The organism is Niabella terrae (assembly GCF_054783135.1).
In genome coordinates this window covers 392,881-417,185 of the sequence record NZ_BAAGRD010000008.1, presented here as the reverse complement: position 1 = coordinate 417,185, position 24,305 = coordinate 392,881, and the positions used below count along the sequence as shown (strand labels likewise).

At 50.4% G+C, this 24,305-nt stretch carries 22 protein-coding genes; 18 read left to right on the top strand and 4 right to left on the bottom strand.

Going from position 1 to position 24,305, the window contains the following annotated elements:
• The first annotated feature begins 79 nt into the window (after positions 1–79).
• Positions 80–1,168 carry an N-acetylmuramoyl-L-alanine amidase gene (locus ACYVI9_RS10000; protein WP_460764088.1) on the top strand — a complete coding sequence of 363 codons (1,089 nt, stop codon included), beginning with the start codon at positions 80–82 and terminating at the stop codon, positions 1,166–1,168.
• 258 nt (positions 1,169–1,426) lie between these two features.
• Positions 1,427–4,036 (top strand): MGH1-like glycoside hydrolase domain-containing protein, encoded by a 2,610-nt coding sequence (locus ACYVI9_RS09995; RefSeq protein WP_460764085.1) that lies wholly within the window; start codon positions 1,427–1,429, stop codon positions 4,034–4,036.
• Here the strand turns inward: ACYVI9_RS09995 and ACYVI9_RS09990 are convergent.
• Positions 4,033–5,670 (bottom strand): S8 family serine peptidase, encoded by a 1,638-nt coding sequence (locus ACYVI9_RS09990; RefSeq protein ID WP_460764083.1) that lies wholly within the window; start codon positions 5,668–5,670, stop codon positions 4,033–4,035. The two genes, ACYVI9_RS09995 and ACYVI9_RS09990, sit on opposite strands and share 4 nt — an antisense overlap.
• 69 nt (positions 5,671–5,739) lie before the next feature.
• On the bottom strand, positions 5,740–7,278 hold the full coding sequence (locus ACYVI9_RS09985; protein ID WP_460764081.1) for a M28 family peptidase: 1,539 nt from the start codon (positions 7,276–7,278) through the stop codon (positions 5,740–5,742).
• Between the two features lie 185 nt (positions 7,279–7,463).
• Here ACYVI9_RS09985 and ACYVI9_RS09980 point away from each other — a divergent pair, with 185 nt between their 5' ends.
• Positions 7,464–8,192 carry a lipoprotein signal peptidase gene (locus ACYVI9_RS09980; protein ID WP_460764079.1) on the top strand — a complete coding sequence of 243 codons (729 nt, stop codon included), beginning with the start codon at positions 7,464–7,466 and terminating at the stop codon, positions 8,190–8,192.
• A gap of 241 nt (positions 8,193–8,433) precedes the next feature.
• Here ACYVI9_RS09980 and fumC read toward each other — a convergent pair whose 3' ends face one another.
• Positions 8,434–9,837, bottom strand: coding sequence for a class II fumarate hydratase (gene fumC / locus ACYVI9_RS09975; RefSeq protein ID WP_460764076.1), 1,404 nt, complete (start codon positions 9,835–9,837; stop codon positions 8,434–8,436).
• Between the two features lie 158 nt (positions 9,838–9,995).
• Between fumC and ACYVI9_RS09970 the strand changes: the two genes are divergently transcribed.
• The 3 genes from ACYVI9_RS09970 (at position 9,996) to ACYVI9_RS09960 (ending at position 14,581) form a co-directional block, all read left to right on the top strand.
• The gene (locus ACYVI9_RS09970) at positions 9,996–10,466 is read left to right on the top strand and encodes an SRPBCC family protein (RefSeq protein WP_460764074.1); all 471 of its coding nucleotides are present in this window, start codon (positions 9,996–9,998) and stop codon (positions 10,464–10,466) included.
• Positions 10,467–10,570: 104 nt separating this feature from the next.
• Positions 10,571–12,718, top strand: coding sequence for a heavy metal translocating P-type ATPase (locus ACYVI9_RS09965; protein ID WP_460764071.1), 2,148 nt, complete (start codon positions 10,571–10,573; stop codon positions 12,716–12,718).
• Positions 12,719–12,811: 93 nt separating this feature from the next.
• Complete coding sequence (locus ACYVI9_RS09960) at positions 12,812–14,581, top strand: RecQ family ATP-dependent DNA helicase (protein ID WP_460764069.1); 1,770 nt, start codon at positions 12,812–12,814, stop codon at positions 14,579–14,581.
• Here the strand turns inward: ACYVI9_RS09960 and ACYVI9_RS09955 are convergent.
• Positions 14,566–15,591, bottom strand: coding sequence for a sterol desaturase family protein (locus tag ACYVI9_RS09955; RefSeq protein ID WP_460764066.1), 1,026 nt, complete (start codon positions 15,589–15,591; stop codon positions 14,566–14,568). The genes ACYVI9_RS09960 and ACYVI9_RS09955 overlap by 16 nt on opposite strands.
• Positions 15,592–15,860: 269 nt before the next feature.
• Between ACYVI9_RS09955 and ACYVI9_RS09950 the strand changes: the two genes are divergently transcribed.
• The 12 genes from ACYVI9_RS09950 to ACYVI9_RS09895 all read left to right on the top strand — a co-directional run bounded on the left by ACYVI9_RS09950 (position 15,861) and on the right by ACYVI9_RS09895 (position 24,301).
• Entirely contained in the window at positions 15,861–18,227 is a 2,367-nt protein-coding gene (locus ACYVI9_RS09950) for a putative monovalent cation/H+ antiporter subunit A (protein ID WP_460764063.1), read from the top strand.
• A 1-nt stretch (position 18,228) separates the two neighbouring features.
• A complete protein-coding gene (locus ACYVI9_RS09945; RefSeq protein ID WP_460764060.1) occupies positions 18,229–18,642 on the top strand; it encodes a Na+/H+ antiporter subunit B in 414 nt (137 codons plus the stop codon).
• Between the two features lie 2 nt (positions 18,643–18,644).
• Positions 18,645–19,001 carry a Na+/H+ antiporter subunit C gene (locus ACYVI9_RS09940; protein WP_460764058.1) on the top strand — a complete coding sequence of 119 codons (357 nt, stop codon included), beginning with the start codon at positions 18,645–18,647 and terminating at the stop codon, positions 18,999–19,001.
• A complete protein-coding gene (locus tag ACYVI9_RS09935) occupies positions 18,998–20,500 on the top strand; it encodes a proton-conducting transporter transmembrane domain-containing protein (RefSeq protein WP_460764055.1) in 1,503 nt (500 codons plus the stop codon). Before ACYVI9_RS09940 ends, ACYVI9_RS09935 begins: the two co-directional genes overlap by 4 nt.
• Before the next feature lie 12 nt (positions 20,501–20,512).
• Positions 20,513–20,989: a Na+/H+ antiporter subunit E gene (locus ACYVI9_RS09930; protein ID WP_460764053.1), complete on the top strand. Its 477-nt coding sequence runs from the start codon at positions 20,513–20,515 to the stop codon at positions 20,987–20,989.
• Complete coding sequence (locus tag ACYVI9_RS09925; protein WP_460764051.1) at positions 20,986–21,258, top strand: cation:proton antiporter; 273 nt, start codon at positions 20,986–20,988, stop codon at positions 21,256–21,258. Before ACYVI9_RS09930 ends, ACYVI9_RS09925 begins: the two co-directional genes overlap by 4 nt.
• Positions 21,251–21,679 (top strand): monovalent cation/H(+) antiporter subunit G, encoded by a 429-nt coding sequence (gene mnhG, locus ACYVI9_RS09920; protein WP_460764048.1) that lies wholly within the window; start codon positions 21,251–21,253, stop codon positions 21,677–21,679. The genes ACYVI9_RS09925 and mnhG overlap by 8 nt, the downstream gene beginning before the upstream one ends.
• Before the next feature lie 87 nt (positions 21,680–21,766).
• Positions 21,767–22,339, top strand: a complete 573-nt coding sequence (locus ACYVI9_RS09915; RefSeq protein ID WP_460764046.1) for a Crp/Fnr family transcriptional regulator — start codon at positions 21,767–21,769, stop codon at positions 22,337–22,339.
• A 26-nt stretch (positions 22,340–22,365) separates the two neighbouring features.
• On the top strand, positions 22,366–22,890 hold the full coding sequence (locus tag ACYVI9_RS09910) for an NADPH-dependent FMN reductase (RefSeq protein ID WP_460764044.1): 525 nt from the start codon (positions 22,366–22,368) through the stop codon (positions 22,888–22,890).
• A gap of 163 nt (positions 22,891–23,053) precedes the next feature.
• Entirely contained in the window at positions 23,054–23,470 is a 417-nt protein-coding gene (locus ACYVI9_RS09905; RefSeq protein ID WP_460764042.1) for a VOC family protein, read from the top strand.
• 35 nt (positions 23,471–23,505) lie between these two features.
• Positions 23,506–23,877: a DoxX family protein gene (locus ACYVI9_RS09900; protein WP_460764039.1), complete on the top strand. Its 372-nt coding sequence runs from the start codon at positions 23,506–23,508 to the stop codon at positions 23,875–23,877.
• A 37-nt stretch (positions 23,878–23,914) separates the two neighbouring features.
• On the top strand, positions 23,915–24,301 hold the full coding sequence (locus tag ACYVI9_RS09895) for a VOC family protein (RefSeq protein ID WP_460764037.1): 387 nt from the start codon (positions 23,915–23,917) through the stop codon (positions 24,299–24,301).
• Positions 24,302–24,305: the final 4 nt, after the last annotated feature.

The window sequence follows — 24,305 nt, the reverse complement described above, 5'->3', positions numbered from 1 at the left end:
TGATAAGTTTCTTTAACTTCACGCGCAGGAACGGATATATATTACGATTAATTTTTGGAAATTTAAAGATCAGCATTAGATGTTTACTAAAAAAGCATTGCCCGCTTTGGCCTTTCTGGCTATTATATTGTTCTCCTGCGGAGACAGTATAGCTCCCAAAAAAACAAATGTTTTAAACAGCCGCCCCGTTAGCAAGGCGCCGGCAAAGACCAAGCCCTCGTCTTCGGAACCTAAAGAACAGACGGTATTTTCCCACCCTGAACAAATTACCAAGGGCAATCGGGACAATACGGAAACCAGGCATCCCAAACCCAAGCCCAGGATTCAGACAGAAGATACCTACGTAGCCGCTGATCCCGAAGTCAACTCTTCTAAACTGGCTTACCGGTCACCGCAATATTACCGGTTCATTACAGATAGCATCCAGCGGTATGCAAAGCCGACTTACGAACAAAATATTGAAACCATCCGCAAACAACTGGAGGAGCGTCCTTCATCTGCCAAGAACCCGGCGGTGAACAGCCAGTGGTATGCTTCGGTAAACTTTAATATCCGCAAACCCAATTTTATCGTACTGCATCATACCGCGCAGAATTCGGCCGATCAGACCCTGTTTACTTTTTCAATTTCCAGGACCCAGACCAGTGCGCATTATGTCGTGGGCCGGGATGGTATCGTATTTCAGATGCTCAATGATTATGTGCGCGCCTGGCATGCCGGCAACGGAAAATGGGGCAATGTGACGGATATGAATTCCTGCAGTCTGGGAATTGAAATTGACAATAACGGAAGCGAACCTTTCAGCGATGCCCAGATCACCGCCCTGATCAAATTACTGGATTTCCTGAAAGACAAATATGGCATTCCACAGGCGAATTTCATCGCCCATTCTGATCTGGCTCCGGCCCGTAAAAGTGATCCCAGCAAAGAATTCCCCTGGAAACGACTGGCGGACGCAGGATTTGGTTACTGGTACGATGCCTATAATATGACCACCCCTCCCGCCGATTTCAATGCATTGCTGGCATTACGGGTAATCGGTTATGATATCAGCAACCAGGCCGCCGCGATCAAGGCTTTTAAGCTGCATTATATCCAAAATGATATTTCCTCTACCCTGAGTGATTACGATAAAAAAGTACTGTACAACCTGTACCGGAAATTTTAATCGCCCATATCAAGCGTATTCATAACTGAAATTCCGACCTCGTACCTGTTTTTGGACGGTGGTCCCGCCCTGCAGGTTATTGTTCCATTTCCTATCGGGATGAATCGGTAAAATTCGGCTGGCTTTTTTGACCAGACTATATTGCACATTTTTTCGATCTTCGGGGTCCAATTAAAAAATCATGAACCATCCACCGGGCAATCCCGGAACTGGAGGGTAATGAACCGGCGACATCAATAAAAAATTTAAGGAACGAGGATGACACAGGAACATAACAGATTAAAAACCAATGCTAAAAAAGCGGTCCCGTTGGAGCCCTGGGGGCCCTATATCAGTGAACGTCAATGGGGTACCGTTAGAGAAGATTACAGCCAACATGCGGATACCTGGGGCTACCTGCCTTTTGATCAGGCCCATTACCGGGCCTATCTCTGGGGAGAAGACGGATTGGCGGGCATCTCTGATTATTTTCAAAACCTTTGTTTTGCACCGGCGTTCTGGAATGGTCAGGACGCCATCCTGAAAGAACGGCTTTTCGGGCTGGGCAATTATGATGGCAACCACGGCGAGGATGTGAAAGAACTGTATTTCTATCAGGACAATATCCCCTCCCACTATTATATGGAATACCTGTATAAATATCCCCAACAGGCTTTCCCTTACGAACAGCTGAAAGCCGAAAATGCCAAACGGAACAAGCTGGAACCTGAATATGAGATACTGGATACCGGCATATTCGATGCCGACCGGTATTTTGATATCCGGATCAGTTATGCCAAATATAATAGTACCGATATCGCGATCAGGATCAGTATGACCAACCGCTACCATGAGACAGCGCCCATCACCCTGCTGCCTCAACTCTGGTTCTATAACCGTTGGCAATACGGCGGCTTAAAAACGATGCCCCGGATGGAACCTGTTGCGGAACATACCATACTGGCTTCCCACCCCCGGCTGGGTAATTATTATTTTTATTACCAGCCGTCGGATGATGTATTGTACACGGACAATGAAACCAATATGGAAAAGGTCAATGGCAGTGCCAACAAAAGCATTTTCACCAAGGACGCATTCCATGACGCCATCCTTCACGACAAAAATACCAGCGCGCTTCGCGACCGGAAAACCGGAACCAAGTTTGCGCCTGTTTACCGTCGCGAGGTTCCGGCGGGCGAGACCGTCCATATTTACTGCCGGATCAATCAGGAAGCCACCACGGCGCCCTTCGCGGACATCGAAAAAATATTTGAGCAGGGTAAAGCAGAAACCAACGCATTTTACGAGGCATTGCTTCAGGGCAGTACCGATCCGGAAATGAAATCCCTGCAAAGACAGGCGCTCTCCGGACTGCTCTGGAGTAAACAATATTATCACTATGATGTGGAACGCTGGCTGACCAGGTCCGATGGCATTACCCCCATCGATTCCGCAAGGGCACATGGACGCAACAGCGACTGGAAACACCTGAAAAACCAGGACATTATTTCCATGCCTGACAAATGGGAATACCCCTGGTATGCCGCCTGGGATCAGTCTTTTCAATGTATTTCCATGGCAGTGGTGGATCCTTCTTTCGCCAAGAACCAGCTCCTGCTGCTGATGCGGGAATGGTTCATGAAACCCGACGGGCAGCTGCCTTCTTATGAATGGAACTTCAGCGACGTCAATCCTCCGGTACAGGCCTGGGCAGCCATGGAAATTTATGAAATTGAGAAGCGCAGTACAGGAAAGGGCGATATCAGTTTTCTGAAAAAAGTCTTCCATAAACTCCTGCTGAATTTTACCTGGTGGATCAACCGGAAAGATATCAGCGGCGACAGCATTTTCGAAGGAGGGTTTCTGGGCCTGGATAATATTGGTGTCTTTAACCGGAGTATACATGATACCGGAGACCTCCAGCTGGAACAGGCTGACGGCACCAGCTGGATGGGCATCTATGCCCTGGACATGATGGATATTGCCCTGGAAATTGCTCTGGCAGACCCTTCCTACGAGGATATGGTGACCAAGTTTTTCGAACATTTTGTGTTGATCGCCGAGGCGCTCAATCAGCATATTCTCTGGAATGATGAAGATCAGTTCTTCTATGATGTGCTTTGTCGTTCTGATGCCGCACCGCAGCCCCTGCGCATCCGGTCGATTGTCGGCCTCACGTCCCTGTATGCCGTAAGTATTATAGATCATACGGTATTTGAACGGTTGCCCGATTTCAAAAAACGGTATGACTGGTTCAAAAAATACAGGCTGAAGAACGATATGTTCTGGCCCAATGAAGCCCATGTGGAAAGCGGCAATACCCTTTTATCCCTGGTCCGCACGGACCGGCTCTGCGCCCTGCTAAAGCGCTTATTGGATGAAAATGAATTCCTTTCGGACGGAGGTATCCGGGGGCTTTCCAAATACCATCAGGAACATCCTTATTCCGTTACCCTGAATGGTGAAGTCCACACCATTCAATACGATCCGGGAGATTCTACTTCCGATATGTTTGGCGGTAATTCGAATTGGCGGGGACCGGTCTGGATGCCCATCAACTTTCTGATCATCCAGGCGATCCGCAGGCTGGGACGTTTCCATGGGGACAGCCTGAAAGTAGAATACCCCTCCGGCAGTGGTCAGGAACTGAACCTGACAGATGTCTCGCGGGAACTGACCAAAAGGGTCGTCAGCCTTTTCCGACGCGACCCCCAGGGCAACCGGCCGGTCTATGGCCCCTATAATGATTTTTTCAAAAGGCCGGGGAACGAGGACCTGATCCTGTTTTACGAATATTTTCATGGCGATACCGGTCGCGGCCTGGGCGCCAGTCATCAGACTGGCTGGACCTCGCTGGTAGCGGAACTGATCCGGGAACTAGAACGTTAATCCTGATGCGGAGATACTTTTTGTTGCCGGCGCAGGGCCAGCCGGACCGCCCCGGCGGCATTGACAATTTTACCGGTACGACAAAGTGTAGAAAAGGCAACTTTTTCATCGCTTGTACCAGGTCGGATCACCGTTTCGTTCACCTTCGTTCCGGATGCTTTAATAATCTCCGCCACCTCGGTCGCGGTCAGCTCAGGGAAATAAGACCGGAGCAGGGCTGCAATACCCGCGACGATGGGACTGGCAAGACTGGTGCCGCTGGCCAGCTGGGTACCCGAGCCTGCGATATCGGCCTCAATAGACATCCCCGGCGCGAAAACGTCCACTGAACCTGCACCATAATTACTGAAAGGAGCGACCACCGCTCCCAGACTTTCATCACCGGAGGCACCCACCTGGAGCAGATGGGGCAACTGTTTACCTTCCAGGGTAACTGAAGCCGGGTAATTATCAATACGGTCATTATCCGAAGCATCATTGCCGGCGGCATGCACCAGGAGTACATCTTTCGAAAGCGCATATGCCAGGGCTTCGTCCACCCATTGCTTATCGGGTGAAATATATTTCCCGAAGCTCATATTGATCACTTTGGCACCATGATCCACTGCGTAACGGATCGAGAGGGCGACATCCTTATCGAACTCATCCTTGCCCAGAATGCCGCGGATCATCATGATGCGGACATGGTCGGCGATACCATCTATACCGAGCCCGTTGCCGCGTACTGCTCCAATCACACTGCTTACGCTGGTTCCGTGGTACCCGCTGTGGGTGCTCAGATTATGGTTTCCGTAATGGATCTGACGGATATCATATCCGTCATCCTTCAGCAGCCGGTCGCGGACCGGATCGGGAGGCTGTTCCAATTTCACCAGATCGGATTGCAGTCCCTTGCAATAGTCATCATAGGTTTTTACAATCGAGACATTGCTGCCGCCGCCCCGTTCCGTAAATCGCCTCCGCCACCAATCGATCAGGGGCTGATTTTCGAGCGTTCTGCGGACGGAATCCAGGTCCGCCACCGTATACAACACCTTGTCCAACCATCCCTGCATCGCCTGATCGGCCGACCGGATCGCTGCCAGATTCTGTTCGGCCCGGCCTATCGCCGATCTGGCCTGATCACGGGCTGTTTCCAGACGTTGCTTGGCCCGGGACCATTCCCGGAACTGCCATTGCCGGGCCGGCACCGTCGTATCAACCGTTCGTCCCTCAAACTGCGCTTTGAACCGGTGATAGGTCCGGTATTCCTCGCTGATGCTCATGGCCAGGTTCTCGCCGTCCGGGGCACCCAGATAGTTCCAGCCATGGTAGTCATCCACCAGCCCATTACCATCATCATCCCGGCCATTACCGGGCCTTTCTTTCGGATTGGACCAGAGTACCGGCTGCAGGTCCGGCTGCAGGGTATCGATGCCACTGTCAATGACGGCTACAATCACTTCGGTAGCAGGGCGCCCCTGCAACAACTGATAGGCCTGGTTCAGACTGATCCCCCGATAGCCGTCTGTCAGGGGATCCAGATAATGCCAACCGGGCCTAACTGTGGCCGGCGCCGGCTGTGCACAGAGCATCCCCGGCGGTAGCAGCAAAAAACATCCTAAAATTAATGGCAGGTACAAGGTCTCCTTCATTACGACGCCTGTTTCAAGCAGAAAGCCGCTCCGGTTAAGGGAAGCGGCCTGCCTGCTGGTTGAAAGTGTTTACTGGGTCAAAGGAATATCTCTTTTCAACAGTGCATCCCTGTTGGCGATATCCCAGGCAGTATAAAATATCATCTGCGCTCTCTTGGTGAGCAGCGGGAAATTGATCTTATCTACGGTATCCGTGGGTTTGTGATAATCTGCCTGCAGCATGCCATCATAGAAAAACAGGATGGGCACGCCTTTGCGGGCAAAATTATAATGGTCACTCCGGTAATAAATCCGGTTCGGATCGTTGGGGTCATCGAATTTATAATCCAGGGTCAGTCGGGTATATTTGTTATTAGCCCCTTCATTGATGGGCTGCAGATCGGAACTCAGTTTATTGTGTCCGATCACATAGACATAATTGAGGGTGTCGGCCAGCATCCTTTCGGTATCGATCCGACCGATCATATCGATATTCAGATCTGCCGTGGTTTTGTCCAGGGGAAATACCGGATGCTCGGAATAATACTCAGAGCCCCAAAGCCCCTTCTCTTCACCGCAGACCAGCATGAATACAATCGTCCTCCTGGGACCTTTGCCGGCTTTCTTGGCCTGGGCAAAAGCAGCCGCCATATTCATTACCGCGACCGTACCGGAACCATCATCATCAGCTCCATAATAGATATTGCCTTTGGCATCGGTTCCCACATGATCATAATGGGCGGTCACAAACAGGTACTCGTCTTTCTTATCAGTACCCTCTATCATACCCAGCACATTGGAGACCCGGGCGGTTTTTCTGCCCGACTGGTATTTGATCGCAGCCGTACCCGGCATGACGGCCGGTTCGGTAATTTGGGTACCGGTCATTTTTTTCAGGTCACTGATCGAATGATTGCCGGTTTCCTGTACAATTTTATCACTGATATAGAAAGCAGGGATCGCCTTTGTCGCCTCGGCCTCAGCTTCGTCCGGCACCGGCCGGTAACGATCACTGACCGAAGCCGCATCGGGCAGGACTTCAGAAATGATAAGGACTGCAGCCGCGCCTTTTTTTCGGGCGTTCTCGATTTTATTTCCGGTAAAAGCCGGTGATTGCCGGCGGCTCTTCTTCGTGGTAAAACCCTGCGGCTGGCCGGCCAGCAGCACCACCAGTTTACCGGTGACATCCACGGATTTATAATCATCAATGCCTTCATCCACCAGTCCGTAACCTACATAGACATAGTCGGAAAACTGCAATTCGGCCTGCTCCGGCATCGAAATCCAGGGCGCATAATCCGTAAAAGCCGTATAGCGGGTACCGCCCAGGGTCAGTTCCATCTGCGAAGCGCTGCTGGATTCCAGTTCAAAATACTGGCGGTAGCTGCCCTTATTGGCGGGTTTCACGCCAAAGGACTTGAACTGGCTTTCAATATATTCCGCTGCTTTCTCCAAACCAGGAGAAGGCGTGTCCCGGCCGCCCATTTCCGCGCTGGCAATCACCGACAGGTGTTGCTGGATCCATGAAGGCTGGATGACTTTGGCAAAATCCGCTGCATCAGCGGCTTTTTGTGCCCCGGCGGTCAGGGTACTGCAGGCCGCCACTGCAAACAAAATGTTCTTTATCATACCTAAATCTATTAAGTGGAATGTAAATGTAGTTAAATACGGCAGAATCGATCCACCGTTCATCATTTATTGTCCCGCATCAGGTTTCGGGGCTCAGTAGGCCTCGCAAGCGCCGGGACCAGCAGGTCGCAAAAATCCCAAGATTAACTGATAGATTCGGTCGCGGGTATTATCTTTGCAGCCTTATGAAAGCGGGTAAGTTAAGTACGGCAATATTGATTATAGTACTGGTGCTGATTGCAGATCAGCTGGTCAAGATTTATATCAAAACCCACTATCCGATCGGTGAGGTCACCCGGATTTTTGGGCTGGATTGGGCCCGGTTGCATTTTATTGAAAACAGCGGGATGGCCTGGGGCTGGAAATTCGGTAATGAAGGCGGCAAAGTCGCCCTGACCCTGTTCCGACTGGTCGCTGTTATCTTTGGTAGCTGGCTGTTGGTTAAATTTGCCCGGGAAAAATATTCCAGGGGATTTATGATCTGTGTGGCCCTGATATACGCAGGCGCCCTGGGCAACCTGATTGACAGTATGTTCTACGGTATGCTGTTTGATAAAGGTTTGCATTATGACCCGGCGATCGGCGATTATATCGGTTATGCGGGCGTAGCCGGCATGAGTAGTCCGGGTTATGCCTCTTTTCTGCACGGCAGCGTTGTGGATATGCTGTATTTTCCCATGATTAAAACCACCTATCCCTCCTGGATGCCCTGGGTGGGTGGCCAGCCTTTCGAGTTTTTCAGTCCCATTTTTAATATTGCAGACGCCGCCATTTCCACCGGCGTTATTACCCTGTTGGTCTTTCAGAAAAGATTCTATAAAAAAGTGTCGGATAACGAAACCGCAACGGCCTCCCTTGATCAAAACGCAACAACCCTGATTACCGGTACCGATCCGGGTCCCGCAGCAAGGTAAGGGACAAAAAAAATCCGCTTAAAGCGACATGGAGGGGCTTTTGGCGGACTTTGGGTGTTTTTCTCAATACAATTTACAGTTATTGGTAGCCTAAAGATAAGGGGCTTTTGGCCCGCCACAAAATTTTGGACATCCCTAATTCAGGGGATACCCAGTATCCGGATTCCCCCACCTATATGCCGGCTGACGCCTGTACCTGCCCCCTGCTACCCGGGCAGCAGGGGATCAGGTACAGCACCACTTATTTGATTTTACCCACCATCTGAGCCGGCACCACCCACTCATCAAACTGTTTGGGTTTTACATAGCCCAGTTTTACAGCCATTTCCTTGAGCGTTGTACCTTCCTTATGGGCTTTTTGCGCAATTTCAGCGGCTTTATAGTAGCCGATTTTCGTATTCAGCGCGGTGACCAGCATCAGCGAATTTTCCACATGCTTCTGAATATTTTCTTCAATGGGTTCAATCCCGGTAGCGCATTTATCATTGAAGGAAATGCAGCCCTCACCGATCAGACGGGCACTGTGCAGGAAATTGGCGATCATGACGGGTTTGAACACATTCAGTTCAAAATGCCCTGTGGCACCACCGACATTTATCGCGACATCATTGCCCAGGATCTGGGCGGCGATCATGGTTAATGCTTCACATTGCGTCGGATTGACTTTTCCTGGCATAATAGAAGATCCCGGTTCATTGTCGGGAATACGGATTTCGCCAATACCACTACGCGGTCCCGAAGAAAGCATCCGGATATCATTGGCAATCTTCATCAGGCTGACGGCGACGGTTTTCAGGGCACCATGTGCTTCCACAATGGCATCGTGTGCTGCCAGGGCTTCAAATTTATTGGGCGCCGTTTTAAAGGGCAGTCCGGTCAGTCGGGCGATTTCGGCAGCCACTTTCCTGTCATACCCGGCAGGTGTATTGATCCCGGTACCGACAGCGGTACCGCCCAGTGCCAGTTCAGACAGATGTTCCAGGCTGTTGCGGATGGCCCGCAGTCCATGATCCAGCTGGGCGACATAGCCGCTGATCTCCTGACCCAGGGTGAGCGGGGTGGCATCCATAAAATGGGTCCGGCCGATCTTAACCACCTTCATGAACTGACGGCTTTTCTTTTTCAGCGTATTACGTAGTTTTTCAATACCCGGCAGGGTGCACTCCACCAGCAATTTATAGGCCGCGATATGCATTGCCGTAGGAAAGGTATCATTACTGCTCTGACTTTTATTGACATCATCGTTGGGATGCAGAAACTTTTCTTTATCGGTCAGCTGACCGCCCTGCAGCAAATGGCCCCGGTAAGCCACCACTTCATTCACATTCATATTGCTCTGGGTGCCGCTACCCGTCTGCCAGACCACCAGCGGAAAAGCTTCGCGGCCAATGGTGCCATCCAGGATTTCATCACAGGCGGCACAGATCAGGTCCGCTTTCTTCTTGTCCAGCACACCGGCTTTCTGGTTGGTGATGGCCGCTGCCTTTTTTAAGTATCCGAAAGCCTCAATAATCTCCCTGGGCATCTTATCGGTGTCCCTGGCGATTTTAAAATTCTCGATGGAGCGGGCCGTCTGGGCTCCATATAACGCGTCAACAGGCACTTTTACTTCGCCCATTGTATCCTTTTCGATTCTGTATTCCATATGTATAAAAAAATTTAACCGCGGTAGCGGGGGACAAACCTACAGAAATTTTCTGTTCGTATTCCGCTATTATTATTTAAAAACCGATAATTTACAGTCTCAATAATCCAAAAACGATCATGCCTTTAATCCAGTTAGAAATTATCGTGAACGCCCCAATGGAAAGATGCTTTGACCTGAGTCGCAGCATTACCCTGCATCAGCTTTCCACTGCGGCGACCCGGGAAAAAGCCGTAGCTGGTGTTACCGCTGGCCTGATCGGTGCCGGCCAGACTGTCACCTGGCAGGCAACCCATCTGGGTGTTCGACAGCATTTAACCTCCCAAATCACCGCCTTCGACCGGCCCTATTATTTCCGGGATGAACAGCTGCGGGGGGCCTTCAAAAAGATGGAACATGACCATTATTTTTTGCAAAGAAAAAATGATGTCCTGATGGCCGATTATTTCTATTTTGAATCGCCACTGGGCTGGCTGGGACGGCTCTTCAACACGGTTTACCTGACCTCCTATATGCAACATTTCCTGCAGACCCGCAATCAGATCATTAAGGACTATGCCGAAACCCACCGGTGGAAGGAAATCTTGGAACCTGCGGCAACCGATGGTCCCGTTATTGCAACGGGATAACAATAATATCCGGGTTTTCTGCAACCATGTTTTAATAATAAGCCCCTGGTGGGTTTCCATTCTTTCCGGCATTGAATACCTTTGTATTTCTTGAATCACCGTGTATGGAACACAAAGAAAAAATACAATGGAATGTGTCGGGAATGGATTGTGCTACCTGCGCCCTGACCATCAATAAATACCTCAACCGCGAGGGAGCCCGGTCCGTCCGGGTGAATTTTGCAACCGGGGCGGTAAGTTTCGAACTACCGGAAAACAGCAGCAGTGAACAGCTGTCAAAAGGACTGGAATCGCTGGGTTATAAGGTCGCGGATCCCGCTGCTTCCGGTGCGCATACAGATGATCATGATCACGGAGCTTCAGGGGGCTGGCTGAAAAACAATGCCCGGCGTTTCTGGTTTTGCCTGCCTTTTACCCTGGTCCTGATGTTGCACATGATCCCGGCGATGCACCATAGCTGGATCACGCAGCCCTGGGTCCAGCTGGTACTCTGCCTGCCGGTATATATAACCGGCATGGCCTATTTTGGCGCAAGTGCCCTTAGCAGTATCCGCAACCGGATGCCTAATATGAATGTGCTGATCGCCATCGGCGCCACGGCAGCATTTGTCTACAGTTTATACGGCGCTATTACCGGCCAACCGGATTATGTTTTTTTTGAAACGGCCGCCACCGTTATCACGCTGGTATTCCTGGGCAATTTTATAGAGGAAAGAACCGTAGCGGCTACCCAGCGTCAACTTGATCAGCTTTCCCGGTCCCAGGTTGTCATGGCCCATATGATCGCTTACGACAAGGACTATAATGAAAATATTTTCCCGGTAGAAAGTACCGCATTGCGAAGCGGCGACCTGATCCTGCTGCGCACCGGTGACCAGGTCCCGGCAGACGCAAAAATACTTTCGGGCACTGTGGAGGTCAATGAAGCCGTACTTACCGGCGAAAGCCTCCCGGTAAGCCGTCAATCCAGGGATCGGGTGATCGGCGGCAGCATCGTTACCGATGGCAATGCTAAGGCCCAGGTGACAGCTGTGGGCACGGATACCGTCATGGCGGGAATCGTCAGTATGGTCCGGGAGGCCCAGGGGGAAAAACCACCAGTGCAACTGCTGGCGGATAAAATCAGTGCCCTATTTATTCCGGTGGTGCTGGGCATTGCCGCCTGTACTTTGCTCATCAACTGGCTGGCACTTTCCGCATTCACACCTGCGCTGATGCGCGCCATTGCCGTGCTGGTGATCGCCTGCCCCTGTGCCATGGGACTGGCCACACCGGCGGCTATTGCGGTAGGCCTGGGTCGGGGTGCCCGCAACGGCATTTTGTTCCGGAATGCCACCAGCCTGGAGCATTTCAAGGACATCCAACAGGTGGTCTTCGATAAAACCGGCACCCTGACAACGGGTGATTTCTCGATCACCGGTTATCAGATCCTGGACCCGGCGCTCGATGATGCCGGATTCAGGCAACTGGTCTATTCCCTGGAAAAATATTCCAACCATCCGATGGCCCGGGCCATTACAAAGCAGTGGAAAACGGCCCGGCCGATCGTATGGAAACAGGTGGACGAAATCAAGGGAGCGGGCATGCAGGCGCGTGATCGTGCAGGTCATCAGTATGGCGCCGGATCTTACGCAACAGTAGCCGGACTGACCTCTGACGACAGCCATGCCATCTATATTACCCGGGACGGGGCACTAATCGGCTATCTGGATCTGGCCGATGAGCTGCGGCCCGAAGCCGCCTCGGTTATTCGCTATTTCCGCAGTAAAAATATCCGAACCATCCTGCTCACAGGCGATAAGCAACAAAAAGCAACGGCCATCGGTAAGCAACTGGGCATTGATGAAGTGATCGCCGAAAAATCTCCGGAGGAAAAGCAGGCGATCATCGCTGACCGGAATGCAGCCAGCCCCACGGCCATGGTGGGCGACGGGATCAATGATGCACCGGCGCTGGCAAAAGCCACTGTCGGCATCAGCATGAGTGATGCCACCCAGCTGGCCCTGCAGACTGCCCAGGTGGTATTGGTAGGGCATGGCCTGAAAACCCTGCCAACAGCGCTGGGTCTGGGCAGACATACCTATCAAACCATCAAAAGCAATTTGTTCTGGGCATTTTCTTACAATATTGTGGCCATTCCTGTAGCGGCTTTCGGCCTGCTGACCCCCCAGCTGGGCGCCCTGGTGATGGCGTTTAGTGATCTGGTGCTGGGTCTGAACAGCAGTCGCCTGTTGGTGAAAAAACTGGATTAAGGCGCCGACGGCTTCAGGGCCAGGTGGTAGCAGTCCAGCCGCCAAAGGCGAATCGAATAAATTTTATAATTTAGGAGCGACTTAACGCCCGATATGAGCGCAATCGCAAGGGAAATTCTCAGAGAATATTTTGGCTTTGATGGTTTCAGGCCGCTGCAGCAGGAAATCATCGATGCGGTTTTGCAGGGTCATGATACCCTGGCTTTATTACCCACCGGGGGTGGAAAATCTCTTTGCTATCAGATACCAGGGCTGGCCCGGGAAGGCCTCTGCCTGGTAGTTTCTCCCCTGATTGCGCTGATGCAGGATCAGGTAAGACAGCTGCGACAGAAAAACATTACAGCCCTGATGATCAGCACCGGTATGAGCCGGGCTGAAATTACCAGTGTGCTGGAAACCGCTTGCCGGAGCAATTGCAAATTCCTGTATGTTTCCCCTGAAAGACTGGACACCGCCTTGTTCAGATCTTACCTGGAGGCCCTGGATATCCGGTTGATCGCTGTGGATGAAGCGCATTGCATTTCCCAGTGGGGCTATGATTTCCGGCCGGCTTACCTGCGTATTGCGGCTTTAAGAACGGAACTTCCGGGTATTCCGCTGATTGCCCTGACGGCATCTGCCACGCCGGTGGTACAGCAGGATATCTGCGATAAACTGCAACCGCCCGATTCCCCGGTACCGACACCCACCGAAGAAGCTTCCGCCTGGCGCATCTTTAAAACCAGTTTTGAAAGACCGGAACTCTCCTACCGGGTGCTGAAAATCGGCTGGTCAACAGAAGAACGGATGGATGCCATTCACCGGATCCTGGAAAAAACGCCCGGACCCGCTATAGTTTTCTGCAGTACCCGCAAACGCACCCGTGAAATTGCAGAAGCATTGAGTCGGTCGGGCATTACTGCCCAATACTACAATGCCGGGCTCAGCACCGAGGAACGGAGCAAGCGGCAGCAGCAATGGATCAGTAATCAATTGCGGGTCATGGTCTGCACCAACGCTTTCGGTATGGGCATTGACAAACCCGATGTCCGACTGGTGGTGCATGCGGATCCGCCCGACAGTCTGGAAAATTATTACCAGGAAGCGGGGCGGGCCGGCCGGGATGGCGCTCCGGCGGTAGCCGTACTGCTGTATAATCAGGGTGCTATCGAATTTCTCAACCGACTGCCCGAGCTCCGTTATCCGCCGCTGAATACAATCCGGCAAGTCTACCGCAGTGCTGTGCATTACTTGCAACTGCCTGAGGGCGAAGCGCCGGGTACCAGCTATGATTTTAACCTGAAGGATTTTATACAGAAATTCGGACTGGACATTCAAACCACAGTCTATGGGCTCAAGGCCCTGGAACAGGATGGCTGGCTCAGTTTCTCCGAACAGGTATTTAAACCACCCCAGCTGCGGTTTAATATGTACAAGGAAGTGTTGTATGAGTATGAAAGCAGCCACCCGACCCTGGAACCGCTGATCAAAAGCCTGCTGCGTAGTTATGAAGGAATTTATGACAACCTGGTAACGGTTTCAGAATCCTACCTGGCGCGGCAGCTGCGCATCGACTCCGCCCAACTGTTGCAGCAGTTACAGCTGCTGGCCCGGGACCGGGTCATTGTCTTTGAGCCGCGCAAAACCGAAGCCCAACTGATGCTGATGCGGCCCCGCATCAAAACTGCACTGCTGGAGATCAACCTCGTGCAGCACCGGGAACGGAAGGCTTGGTTCCAGCAACGGCTCCAGGCCATGATCGACTATTTGCAGGAAACCGACAGTTGCCGCAATAAGATCATCTGTAGCTATTTTGGTCAGACCGGTCTGGAAGACTGTGGCCGTTGTGACAATTGTCGTAAAGTCCGTCAGGCAACTGAATAATCCTCCTGCTCACCGGATGTCGCCGCCTGCTGTCCGAGGTATTGTTCCCGGGCAATTTTAGCCGTTTTGTGTTTGCCGTCATGGGACCAGCCCGGCGGCATGAAAATATATAAAAGTTTATTCCTGATACCAGGCGCTCTGGCCACATCTTTCGCCAGGCAGATTATCTCACCAAAATAGGCATCCCATAGGCTGTTGGGATTCATCTGGCGGGTAATACCGTACTCGATCTTGATTGCCCTGTCCTCATCCTGATAGGTTTTAAAGAGCCGGTCCCAGATATTGAGCAGGTTGCAGAAATTCGTATCCATGTACAGGGGGTTACGCGCATGATGCACCCGGTGGTGCGAGGGCGTCAGCAGGATTTTCTGCAGGAATCCCAGCCGACCATCTTTCAGGATATGCTCACCTGCGTGGATAAAGGAGCCCCAGATGCCATCGATAAACATGATGACAAACAAGAGCGGCGGACTCACACCCATCAGGATACAGATCGAAGTGCGGATCACATCCGCATAAGGCGCTTCGAGGAAAAAATGGGCGAAGTTCACAAAAAGGTTCATTTCTGTCGGCGCATGATGGGTGGAATGCAGGCACCATAGAATCCGAACCTTATGTGCCAGGTAATGATAGATAAAATGTGCGAATTCCCAAATCACATATCCGTACAGGAGCCAATACCAGGTGATGGTACTGTGAAACAGGGCATGTTTTTCAAATAAACCGATACAAAAACCAACTGCTGCAATCGAAATAAATCGCGAGATAAATCGATTTAGCACAAATACCAGAAACGGCATTTTATAATCTTCGATCTTAAATTTCTTATAGAAAAGCGCCCGCAGGATTTCAAAAACCAGCAACAGCGGTATTACCGGTCCCATCAAAATACGAATCCCGTCAAAAGTGGTGAGCACTTCGTAATTACTGTTTTTGATCATTTCAATGAGAGCACCTAATCCAAAAAAACCGGTTACCTCATTGTATAGTTCCTGAAAAATATCAAACATGGCTTAATAATTTAATAGCAATCTGCCGCCGTTCATCTTTTGCTGCTGTACCGCAGCACCGAATAAGAGGGTTCCTGGCAATCGGCGAACAAAACTGGATTAAAAATACAAAAAATCATGCATCTGGGTCCAGGCAGGCAGCGTCCACCGCTCGTGCTCCTATATTTCCTCTGGTAATCTTAGATCCACTGGAAGGCTGCAATGCTCTCGGCTATTGAATTTGAGGCCATCCGGCCCACCGGAACAGGGTTTAAAATCCATGACATTTTATGCGGGAAATACCACCTGATTTACTTATTTTTAGCCCCATTGCAAACAAAGTTTTCTTCATGCTATTTAGTGTTTTAACAGGTTTATTTACAGCAGTGATGCTTATCGTTCTGGGACGGTTTTTCCGGTCCCGGTGGAGTCTGCTCCTGCCGCTGGTCCCCCTGTGTTTGTTTGCCTATTTCCTAAGCTATGCGCCCGATATCACAGCTGGTGCGGTTATGCTTCAGTCAACTGACTGGGTGCCGGGTCTCGGGGTTAATTTCGATCTCCGGCTGGATGGCCTTTCCTGGCTATTTGCGCTTTTAATTACCGGCATCGGAACGGCGATATTTTTCTACGCCAGAACCTACCTGAAAGGTCAGGCTTTTTACGATCGTTTTTTCGGCTATCTCTGCCTTTTTATGACGGCCATGCTGGGCATCGTTATGGCAGACAATATCCTGCTGCTTTTTATATTCTGGGAACTGACCAGTATCAGCTCTTTTTTCCTGATCGGTTTTAATAATAACGACCATGCGTCCCGCAAAAGTGCCGTAACAGCCCTGACTGTTACCGGTATGGGCGGTTTTTTCCTGCTGGCGGGACTGATTCTGATCGGCCAGGTGGCGGGTACTTATCAGATTTCAGAACTCATGGCCCATCGGGAACTCCTGACCAGCCACCGGCTCTATCCGCTGATGCTGGGTTTGCTCTGTATGGGCGCTTTTACTAAATCTGCACAGTTTCCCTTTCACTTCTGGCTGCCGGCTGCGATGAAAGCCCCTACGCCGGTATCAGCGTACCTGCATTCGGCTACCATGGTTAAAGCGGGTATTTACCTGCTGGCCCGGTTCAATCCGATACTGGGCGGCACCAGTGCCTGGTCCTATACCCTGATGATTGCAGGAGGTATTACCATGGTTCTGGCTGCCTTTCGCAGCCTTTCCCGTACCGACCTGAAAGGGATATTGGCCTATTCCACGATCGCAGCCCTTGGTGTCCTGGTCTTTCTGATCGGCATGGGAAGCCGGGAGGCCATTATCGCTGCCAGTGTCTTTATCCTGGTACACGCCCTGTATAAAGCGGCATTATTTCTGGTGGCAGGTATTATTGACCATGAAACCGGTACCCGCGATATCCGGTTGCTGGCGGGATTGAGAAAAGTATTATTACCGGTAGCCATTGCCGGGCTGCTGGCTGCCTTATCCAGCGCGGGGCTACCCCTGACCTGGGGTTTCATCGGAAAGGACCTGATCTATGAAGCGAGTCTGAGCGCAGGAAACAGCGCCCTATTGCTGACAGGACTGGCGTTTTTGACAAATACGGGACTGGTGGCAGCGGGCTTTCTGGCGGGAATAAGACCCTTTACCGGGCCCTTGCCGGAACGGTACAGCCAGGTGCACTTGCCAGCCATCTCCATGTGGGTTACACCGCTGATCCTGGGTCTGATCGGGGTACTCTTCGGCTTTTTGCCGGGTTTGACCGGCCAGTGGTTTAGCCAGCCCGCCGCGGATGTTATGTTTGGCAATACGACCGGTATGGAGCTCAGGCTATGGCATGGTTTTACCCTGGTGCTGCTCCTGAGCCTGCTGACCCTGGCAGCGGGTACACTGGTATACCTGATGATCCGTCCGGAAAAGGCACCAAGGGGGGTGATGGCCGTGATCAACGGCTGGTCGGCAGAAGCGGTATTTCAAAAGCTGGCCGATGGCATCATGAAACTGGCCACTGCTTTTACGGAATTCTTCCATAACGGCTATCTGAGATCCTATCACCTCAAAATCATCGTTTTTACCGAGATCCTGCTGGCCTACAAACTCTGGCTGGGGGGCCCCATAGAAATCGATTATTACAGTCTGGCCATGCTCACCATCTATGAAGTAGCGGTGGTATTGATACTGGTGGGTGCACTGTTCATCATGATCCTTACGCGCGCCCGGCTGACGGCCGTGGTCAGCATGAGCGTGATTGGCTACTGTATCTGTCTGATGTTTGTATTTTACAGCGCCCCGGATCTGGCCATGACCCAGTTCACGATCGATACCCTGACCACCGTACTTTTTGTATTGGTGCTCTATAAACTGCCACCCTTCCTTAAGCTGGGTACCAGCAGGGAGCGTTATCGGGATATTATTGTATCACTGGGTTTTGGTGCCATACTTTGTCTGGTGGCCCTGCGGGTCCACCATGAACCCATCAATACGGCAACCAGTGATTTCTATGACCAGGCGGCTTATTCCCTGGCCAAGGGCAAAAACGTGGTAAATGTGATCCTGGTTGATTTTCGGGGCATTGATACCATGTTTGAGACGGTAGTGCTCAGTATTGCCGCCATCGGCGTATATAATTTATTAAGACTGAGGTTAAAACCCTCCGAAAAAGAATAATATGCGAAGTATCATTCTGCAGACGGCGACCCGGTATTTACTGCCGATCCTGCTGCTCTTCTCGATCTTTATCCTGCTCCGGGGGCATTATTTCCCCGGAGGCGGGTTCGTGGGCGGACTGGTAGCATCGATTGCATTCGTGTTGCACAGTTTTGCCAATGGCACGGAAGCCACCATGAAATTGCTGCGCAGGAAACCCCTGTCACTGATTCCGATTGGCCTGGGCATAGCGGTGTTCAGTGTGAGCCTACCCATGTTTTTCGGGCTGCCGCCGATGACGGGCCTCTGGCTGGATTCACCCCTTCCGTTTCTGGGAGCAGTGGGTACTTCCCTGTTCTTTGATACCGGGGTCTACCTGGTGGTAGTGGGAGTGGTACTCACCATGTTATTCACGATTTCCTTAACTGAAGACTAGGTATGGAATTGTTATTAATAGCGGTTATGGGCCTGCTTTATGCCGGCGGTATCTACCTGATCCTGAAAAGAAGTCTGGTAAAACTGCTACTGGGTATCATGTTGCTGGGTAGTGCCACCAATACCCTGATTTTTGTACTGGGATCGATCGTAAAAGGTAAACCGCCTGTAATTGGCGCCAATGAAATGGTGTTGAGCCCGGATTATGCCGATCCGGTTCCCCAGGCGCTGATTCTTACAGCCATCGTGATCAGCTTCGCCCTTACTGCTTTTGCAATTGTATTGCTCAAAAGGGTCTATGCCCAGTTGGGAACAGATGATTTAGACAATTTAAACACCCCGGAAGAAGACGATATATGACAGGCAATCTGATATTTGCGCCCATATTTATTCATTTGTTTATTGCCATCGCGCAGTTGATTGCATGGCGGAAGACAGTGACCCAGCGGATTTTTTCTGTGGTGGGCGCGATGTTGGTCCTGATGACCGCCATCATGCTCTTTATCCAGGTATACAACAATGGACCTTTTGCCGTGAACTCCGCTAACTGGCAGGCGCCTTTCGGTATTGTATTTGTCGCCGATCTGCTGGGCTGTACGATGGTGCTTTTGACTTCCATTGCGGGTTTTGCCGTGTCCCTGTTCTCCGCAGCGGGACTCAGCCGTCAGCGGATGCTTTACGGCTATTTTCCCATTTTTCATTTCCTCCTGATGGGTCTCAACGGGGCTTTTCTGACCGGCGATATCTTCAATTTATATGTTTGGTTTGAAGTCATCATCATTTCTTCCTTTGTCCTGATGACCCTGGGAGGCCGCAAAACCCAACTCGAAGGCGCCTTGAAATACATGTCCATGAATATCCTGGCCTCGATGTTTTTTCTCACAGGTATCGGTATTCTTTATGGGATTACGGGTTCGCTGAACATGGCCGATCTCTCACTGAAAGTCCATGACGTGGAAAACCGTTCCCTGATTGGCATCACTTCTATCTTTTTTATACTGGGATTTGGCATCAAGTCGGCGGTTTTCCCGCTGTATTACTGGCTGCCATCTTCCTATCACACGCCTCCTTCGGCAGTGGCGGCGACTTTCGGAGGATTGTTGACCAAAGTAGGTATCTATGCCATGCTCCGGGTCAGCAGCCTGATTTTCTCTCCTGACAGCTTTACCAGGAACCTGCTAATGGTTATGGCCGTTTTTACAATTCTAACCGGTGTTTTCGGTGCGCTGAATAAAACGAATATCCGTCGGCTGTTTTCTTATCTAATTGTATGTCATATCGGCTTTATGATGGGAGGGATCTCGATGTTTACCACCATTGCGCTGACCGGAACGATATTTTATCTGATTCATGATATCATGGTTAAGACCAATATGTTCCTGATTGCTGGTTTGATTCGTCAGTTGCGGGGTTCCATGAGTATGCTTAAGCTGGGTGGTCTGTATCGGGATTATCCTAAAATTTCACTGCTGATCGCGATTGTGCTTTTTTCGCTGGTCGGCATACCACCCCTCTCGGGATTCTGGCCCAAAATTGATTTGTTCAAGGCGGCCTTTATCGAAAAGCAGTATTTTTTTGTAGCGGCACTGATTGTCGGCAGTCTCGCCACTTTATACGTAATCGCCCGCCTCTGGGCAGAAGTATTCTGGAAAAACCCGCCCCAGGACGGGGAACTTGAAGATAAATTTGAACCTTTGCCAGTATACCGGAAATGGTTGCTGGTCCTGCCGATTGGCCTGCTGGGAGCCGTGTCGCTGTATATTGGTCTCAATGCGGAAACCATCCTGAAGGTCGCCGGCCGGATAGCGACAGAGCTCACCGATCCGGGAATTTATATCCGGGCGGTGTTGTCGAAATAAAAACAGAAAGACATGACAAAGAATTTCTTAATGAACTTATTGCTCTCCTTTATATGGGTGGCATTGACAGGTTCCCTGACATATACGGGGTTTCTGTTCGGGTTCATACTTGGTTTTATTGTCCTGTGGATCATGAACCGCGCAGAAGAAGACCGCAGGTACTTTTATCGGTTGCCGAAGATTTTCACCTTTGTCCTGTATTTTTTATATGAGATTATCAAAGCCAATATACAGGTGGCTTATGATGTGATAACGCCGCGGTATTTTTTCAAACCAGGCATCGTTCGTTATCCCATGAATGCCCGGACGGATTTTGAGATCAATGTATTGTCGACACTGATTTCCCTCACGCCCGGTACCCTGATTATCGATGTGAGTAAGGACAAGAAAGTCGTATATATCCACGTGATGTATCTGACAAACGCGAAAAGCTTTGTCAATAATTTAAAAACAGGTTTGGAACGCAGACTATTGGAAATATTAAGATGACACTCGCAAATTATTTTGATTTTGTAATTCTGCCGATTCTTACCATCTCGGTAATACTGGTATTCATTCGCCTCTGGCGGGGACCTACCATTATGGACCGGGTAATCGCCCTGGACCTGATTATTACCATTGGAATCGGTATCATTACCGTTTACAGCATCCGGCAGAATCAGAAAGTACTACTGGATGTCGCGATAATATTGGCGCTGATTGCCTTTCTGGGTACCATTGCCTTTTCTTATTATATTGAAAAACAAAAAGATGATTGATCTTATTTTAGCCATCATCAGCACCATTGGCGCACTGGCTATTTTATTCGCATCCATCGGTATTCTGAGAATGCCGGACTTTTACCTGCGCCTGTCTGTGACCGTGAAAGCTTCCAGTCTGGGTGTGGGGCTGTTATTACTTTGTGCAGCAATCATGTTCCCGGATGATGTCTCGGTACTCACGAAATCGGCGGCCATTATTTTTTTTCTGTTCATTACCGCTCCCATTGCGGCCCATATGATCGCCCGCACCGCTTATTTTTCCGGCACGCCGCTGTGGAAGGGCACGATCGTAGATGAACTGGATGGCATGTATGATAAAGAGAGTCATGAGTTGCTGAGCAATCCGGCCCAGGCCATTGACAAATCCTCCGGCCCTGAAGACGATCAGATTGCAGACTCCGTAAAAGAAACCAGCTAAATCGGTCGCAACAAAAAAATATGGAGCTAAAAGGGTGAACGGATTTAATTTTGGATCAAATCTATTCAATCTGCCAAATCTGTAACCATGAATGCAATCATAAAAAATATGTATCAGCATCCCATGCTGACCCTGGAAAACCTCGAAGAAATCGCAGGGGCGCACCATAGGATCGAAATGGAAAAGGGTACGGTCTTTCTGAAAGAACAGCGGACGGCTAATGAATATTACCTGCTGGAATCAGGCCTGGTACGGGCATTTGCCTTGGATTACGATGGCAATGAAAGTACCACCGAATTTTTCATACCGGGAGATATCGTCATTGTACCCACTTCGCTATTTCAGCGCATTCCCTCCCAGGAAAGTCTGCAGGCACTTACCGATCTGGTCTTGTGGAAAATTGCTTTTGAGGATTTTCAACAGCTGTATCATCAAATCCGCGGCTTTTCTGAATGGGGCCGACTTTGGTTCACCAGTCAGTTATTTGCCCTGAAACAACGTTCACTTGATATGGTACGAGAGACCGCCACCCATCGTTATCTGAAACTGCTGGAATCCAAACCCCTGATTGTACAGCAGGCCCCACTCAAGCAGATCGCTTCTTACCTGGGTGTTACAGACAGTTCACTTAGCCGGATCCGAAAGGAAATTTCTGTCTGACCATAAAACCACACAGCAAATTCCTTATGAAAAAAATCCTGGCCATTATCGGTAGTGCCCAATACGGCTCCTCCAATCTAAAACTGGTGCAGTTTCTGGCGGACGCCCTGAAGGACCGGGTCAGCCTGGAGTATTTTGAGCAGCTCAGAACGCTGCCCCATTTTGACCCCGCCGCTTCATTGCAGGAGCCGCCTCCATCCATTCTGGCCATCCGGGACAAAATAGCGGCAGCAGACGGGATCCTGATCTCCAGCCCGGAGTATATTTTCTCCATACCGGCCGGTTTGAAAAATCTGCTGGAATGGATGGTCGCAACGACGCTGTTCACCGATAAGCCGCTGGCACTGATCCTGGCTTCGGCTGATGGTCGGAAAGCTTTTGCGGAAATCCGGGAAATCCTCCAGACCCTGGGCAGCCGCCTGCCTGAAAACTGCTGTCTGCTGATTCCTGGCATCCGGGGTCGTATCAATGGTTCCGGTCTGCCCGATGCCGATCTGCAAAACCGGTTGCTCGTTCTGGGCGAAACATTCCTGCAGGAACTGTCCGTATGACCCCCCGGTTTACCAGCCGCTATAACTTGTCATTTGACAAGCCATCTGCAGCCGACTGCGTATTATTTTTGTTGCCGCAACGATTTTTGTTCTTTAAACCCACAGCATCCCTTCGGCCCTTCCGGCGGGTTGGTCTGTAACTATCAAATAAAAACTTTTAAATATGCAGGTAAGTCAAATCTATGTCAATCTGCCCGTCCGGGATGTCGCTGCCACCCGTCAGTTCTGGACCCGGCTGGGTTTTACAATCAATGAACAGTTCTCCGATGAGAAAGCCATATGTGTGATCATCGACGAGGGGCATATTTACGCGATGTTTCTGGACGACAGTTATTTCAAAACCTTTACCAATCGTCCGCTGGCAGACAGCGATCGTACCCAGGTACTGCTATGTCTGGCACTGGAAAGCCGCGAAGCGGTGGATGCCATCGTCCGGACCGCGTTGGAAAATGGTGGCAGCACTTATAGTGATGCCCAGGACCATGGCTGGATGTATCAGCACAGTTTTGCGGACCTGAACGGCCACCAATGGGAAGTCATGTTCGCCGATGCCAGTAAAATGGAACACCCCGCTGACTAAGACTTAACAGGATTTTTCAACCCTAAAATTCAACAATGAAAAAAAATAAAATTATTTTCTGGACCACTACCCTGATTATTTTCGCATTTGAAGGTCTGATGCCGCTGTTTTCCCTGCTCTTTGCGCCGGATCAGGTCACCATCGGTACTCGCCCATTGGGCTATCCTGACTATTTTGCCTACGCCCTGGCTATATCCAAGGTACTGGGCGCAACCGCCATTACCCTGCCCCGGGTGCCTGCCACTTTAAAGGAGTGGGCATATGCGGGACTGAGTTTTGATCTTGTTTTCGCATCGATCAGTCATGCGGCAGTGGATGGCAAGATCGGCTTCATCTTGATGCCGGTGGTGATCGGGGTGATTCTGGCCCTTTCCTATTGCTATGGTAAAAAACTGCAAAAGCACTGATCCATCCGTATGATTAATCATCTAAAAAAATAATGTTATGAGTACGCCAACAATCAAACACGCTGTCTGGTTCGAAATCTATGTCGATGATCTGGATCGCGCCACCGCATTTTATGAAAAAGTACTGGACACCCAACTTGAATCGATGTCCGACCCTACCGATACATCGCAAATGAAATCATTCAGTGGTGATATGGAAAAATACGGCACCAATGGCGCCCTGGTAAAGATGGAAGGAATGAAGGCTGGCGGCAGCAATGTCATTATCTATTTCCATTGCGAGGACTGTGCGATAGAAGAGGCCCGGGTACAGTCGGCTGGTGGAAAAGTACACACCGCTAAAATGTCATTGGGACCTCATGGCTTTTGCAGTCTGGTAGAAGATACGGAAGGCAATATGTTTGGACTGCATTCAATGAAATAAGAAC

Bases quoted from the DNA above. Each gene is read 5' to 3' on its own strand.
- fumC (WP_460764076.1), bottom strand. From the start codon at position 9,837: ATGGAATACAGAATCGAAAAGGATACAATGGGCGAAGTAAAAGTGCCT.
- ACYVI9_RS09940 (WP_460764058.1), top strand. From the start codon at position 18,645: ATGGAATTGTTATTAATAGCGGTTATGGGCCTGCTTTATGCCGGCGGT.
- ACYVI9_RS09980 (WP_460764079.1), top strand. From the start codon at position 7,464: ATGAAAGCGGGTAAGTTAAGTACGGCAATATTGATTATAGTACTGGTG.
- ACYVI9_RS09930 (WP_460764053.1), top strand. From the start codon at position 20,513: ATGACAAAGAATTTCTTAATGAACTTATTGCTCTCCTTTATATGGGTG.
- ACYVI9_RS09995 (WP_460764085.1), top strand. From the start codon at position 1,427: ATGACACAGGAACATAACAGATTAAAAACCAATGCTAAAAAAGCGGTC.
- ACYVI9_RS09945 (WP_460764060.1), top strand. From the start codon at position 18,229: ATGCGAAGTATCATTCTGCAGACGGCGACCCGGTATTTACTGCCGATC.
- ACYVI9_RS10000 (WP_460764088.1), top strand. From the start codon at position 80: ATGTTTACTAAAAAAGCATTGCCCGCTTTGGCCTTTCTGGCTATTATA.
- ACYVI9_RS09895 (WP_460764037.1), top strand. From the start codon at position 23,915: ATGAGTACGCCAACAATCAAACACGCTGTCTGGTTCGAAATCTATGTC.
- ACYVI9_RS09900 (WP_460764039.1), top strand. From the start codon at position 23,506: ATGAAAAAAAATAAAATTATTTTCTGGACCACTACCCTGATTATTTTC.
- ACYVI9_RS09950 (WP_460764063.1), top strand. From the start codon at position 15,861: ATGCGGGAAATACCACCTGATTTACTTATTTTTAGCCCCATTGCAAAC.
- ACYVI9_RS09910 (WP_460764044.1), top strand. From the start codon at position 22,366: ATGAAAAAAATCCTGGCCATTATCGGTAGTGCCCAATACGGCTCCTCC.
- ACYVI9_RS09970 (WP_460764074.1), top strand. From the start codon at position 9,996: ATGGAAAGATGCTTTGACCTGAGTCGCAGCATTACCCTGCATCAGCTT.
- ACYVI9_RS09990 (WP_460764083.1), bottom strand. From the start codon at position 5,670: ATGAAGGAGACCTTGTACCTGCCATTAATTTTAGGATGTTTTTTGCTG.
- ACYVI9_RS09955 (WP_460764066.1), bottom strand. From the start codon at position 15,591: ATGTTTGATATTTTTCAGGAACTATACAATGAGGTAACCGGTTTTTTT.
- ACYVI9_RS09925 (WP_460764051.1), top strand. From the start codon at position 20,986: ATGACACTCGCAAATTATTTTGATTTTGTAATTCTGCCGATTCTTACC.
- ACYVI9_RS09960 (WP_460764069.1), top strand. From the start codon at position 12,812: ATGAGCGCAATCGCAAGGGAAATTCTCAGAGAATATTTTGGCTTTGAT.
- mnhG (WP_460764048.1), top strand. From the start codon at position 21,251: ATGATTGATCTTATTTTAGCCATCATCAGCACCATTGGCGCACTGGCT.
- ACYVI9_RS09935 (WP_460764055.1), top strand. From the start codon at position 18,998: ATGACAGGCAATCTGATATTTGCGCCCATATTTATTCATTTGTTTATT.
- ACYVI9_RS09915 (WP_460764046.1), top strand. From the start codon at position 21,767: ATGAATGCAATCATAAAAAATATGTATCAGCATCCCATGCTGACCCTG.
- ACYVI9_RS09985 (WP_460764081.1), bottom strand. From the start codon at position 7,278: ATGATAAAGAACATTTTGTTTGCAGTGGCGGCCTGCAGTACCCTGACC.
- ACYVI9_RS09965 (WP_460764071.1), top strand. From the start codon at position 10,571: ATGGAACACAAAGAAAAAATACAATGGAATGTGTCGGGAATGGATTGT.
- ACYVI9_RS09905 (WP_460764042.1), top strand. From the start codon at position 23,054: ATGCAGGTAAGTCAAATCTATGTCAATCTGCCCGTCCGGGATGTCGCT.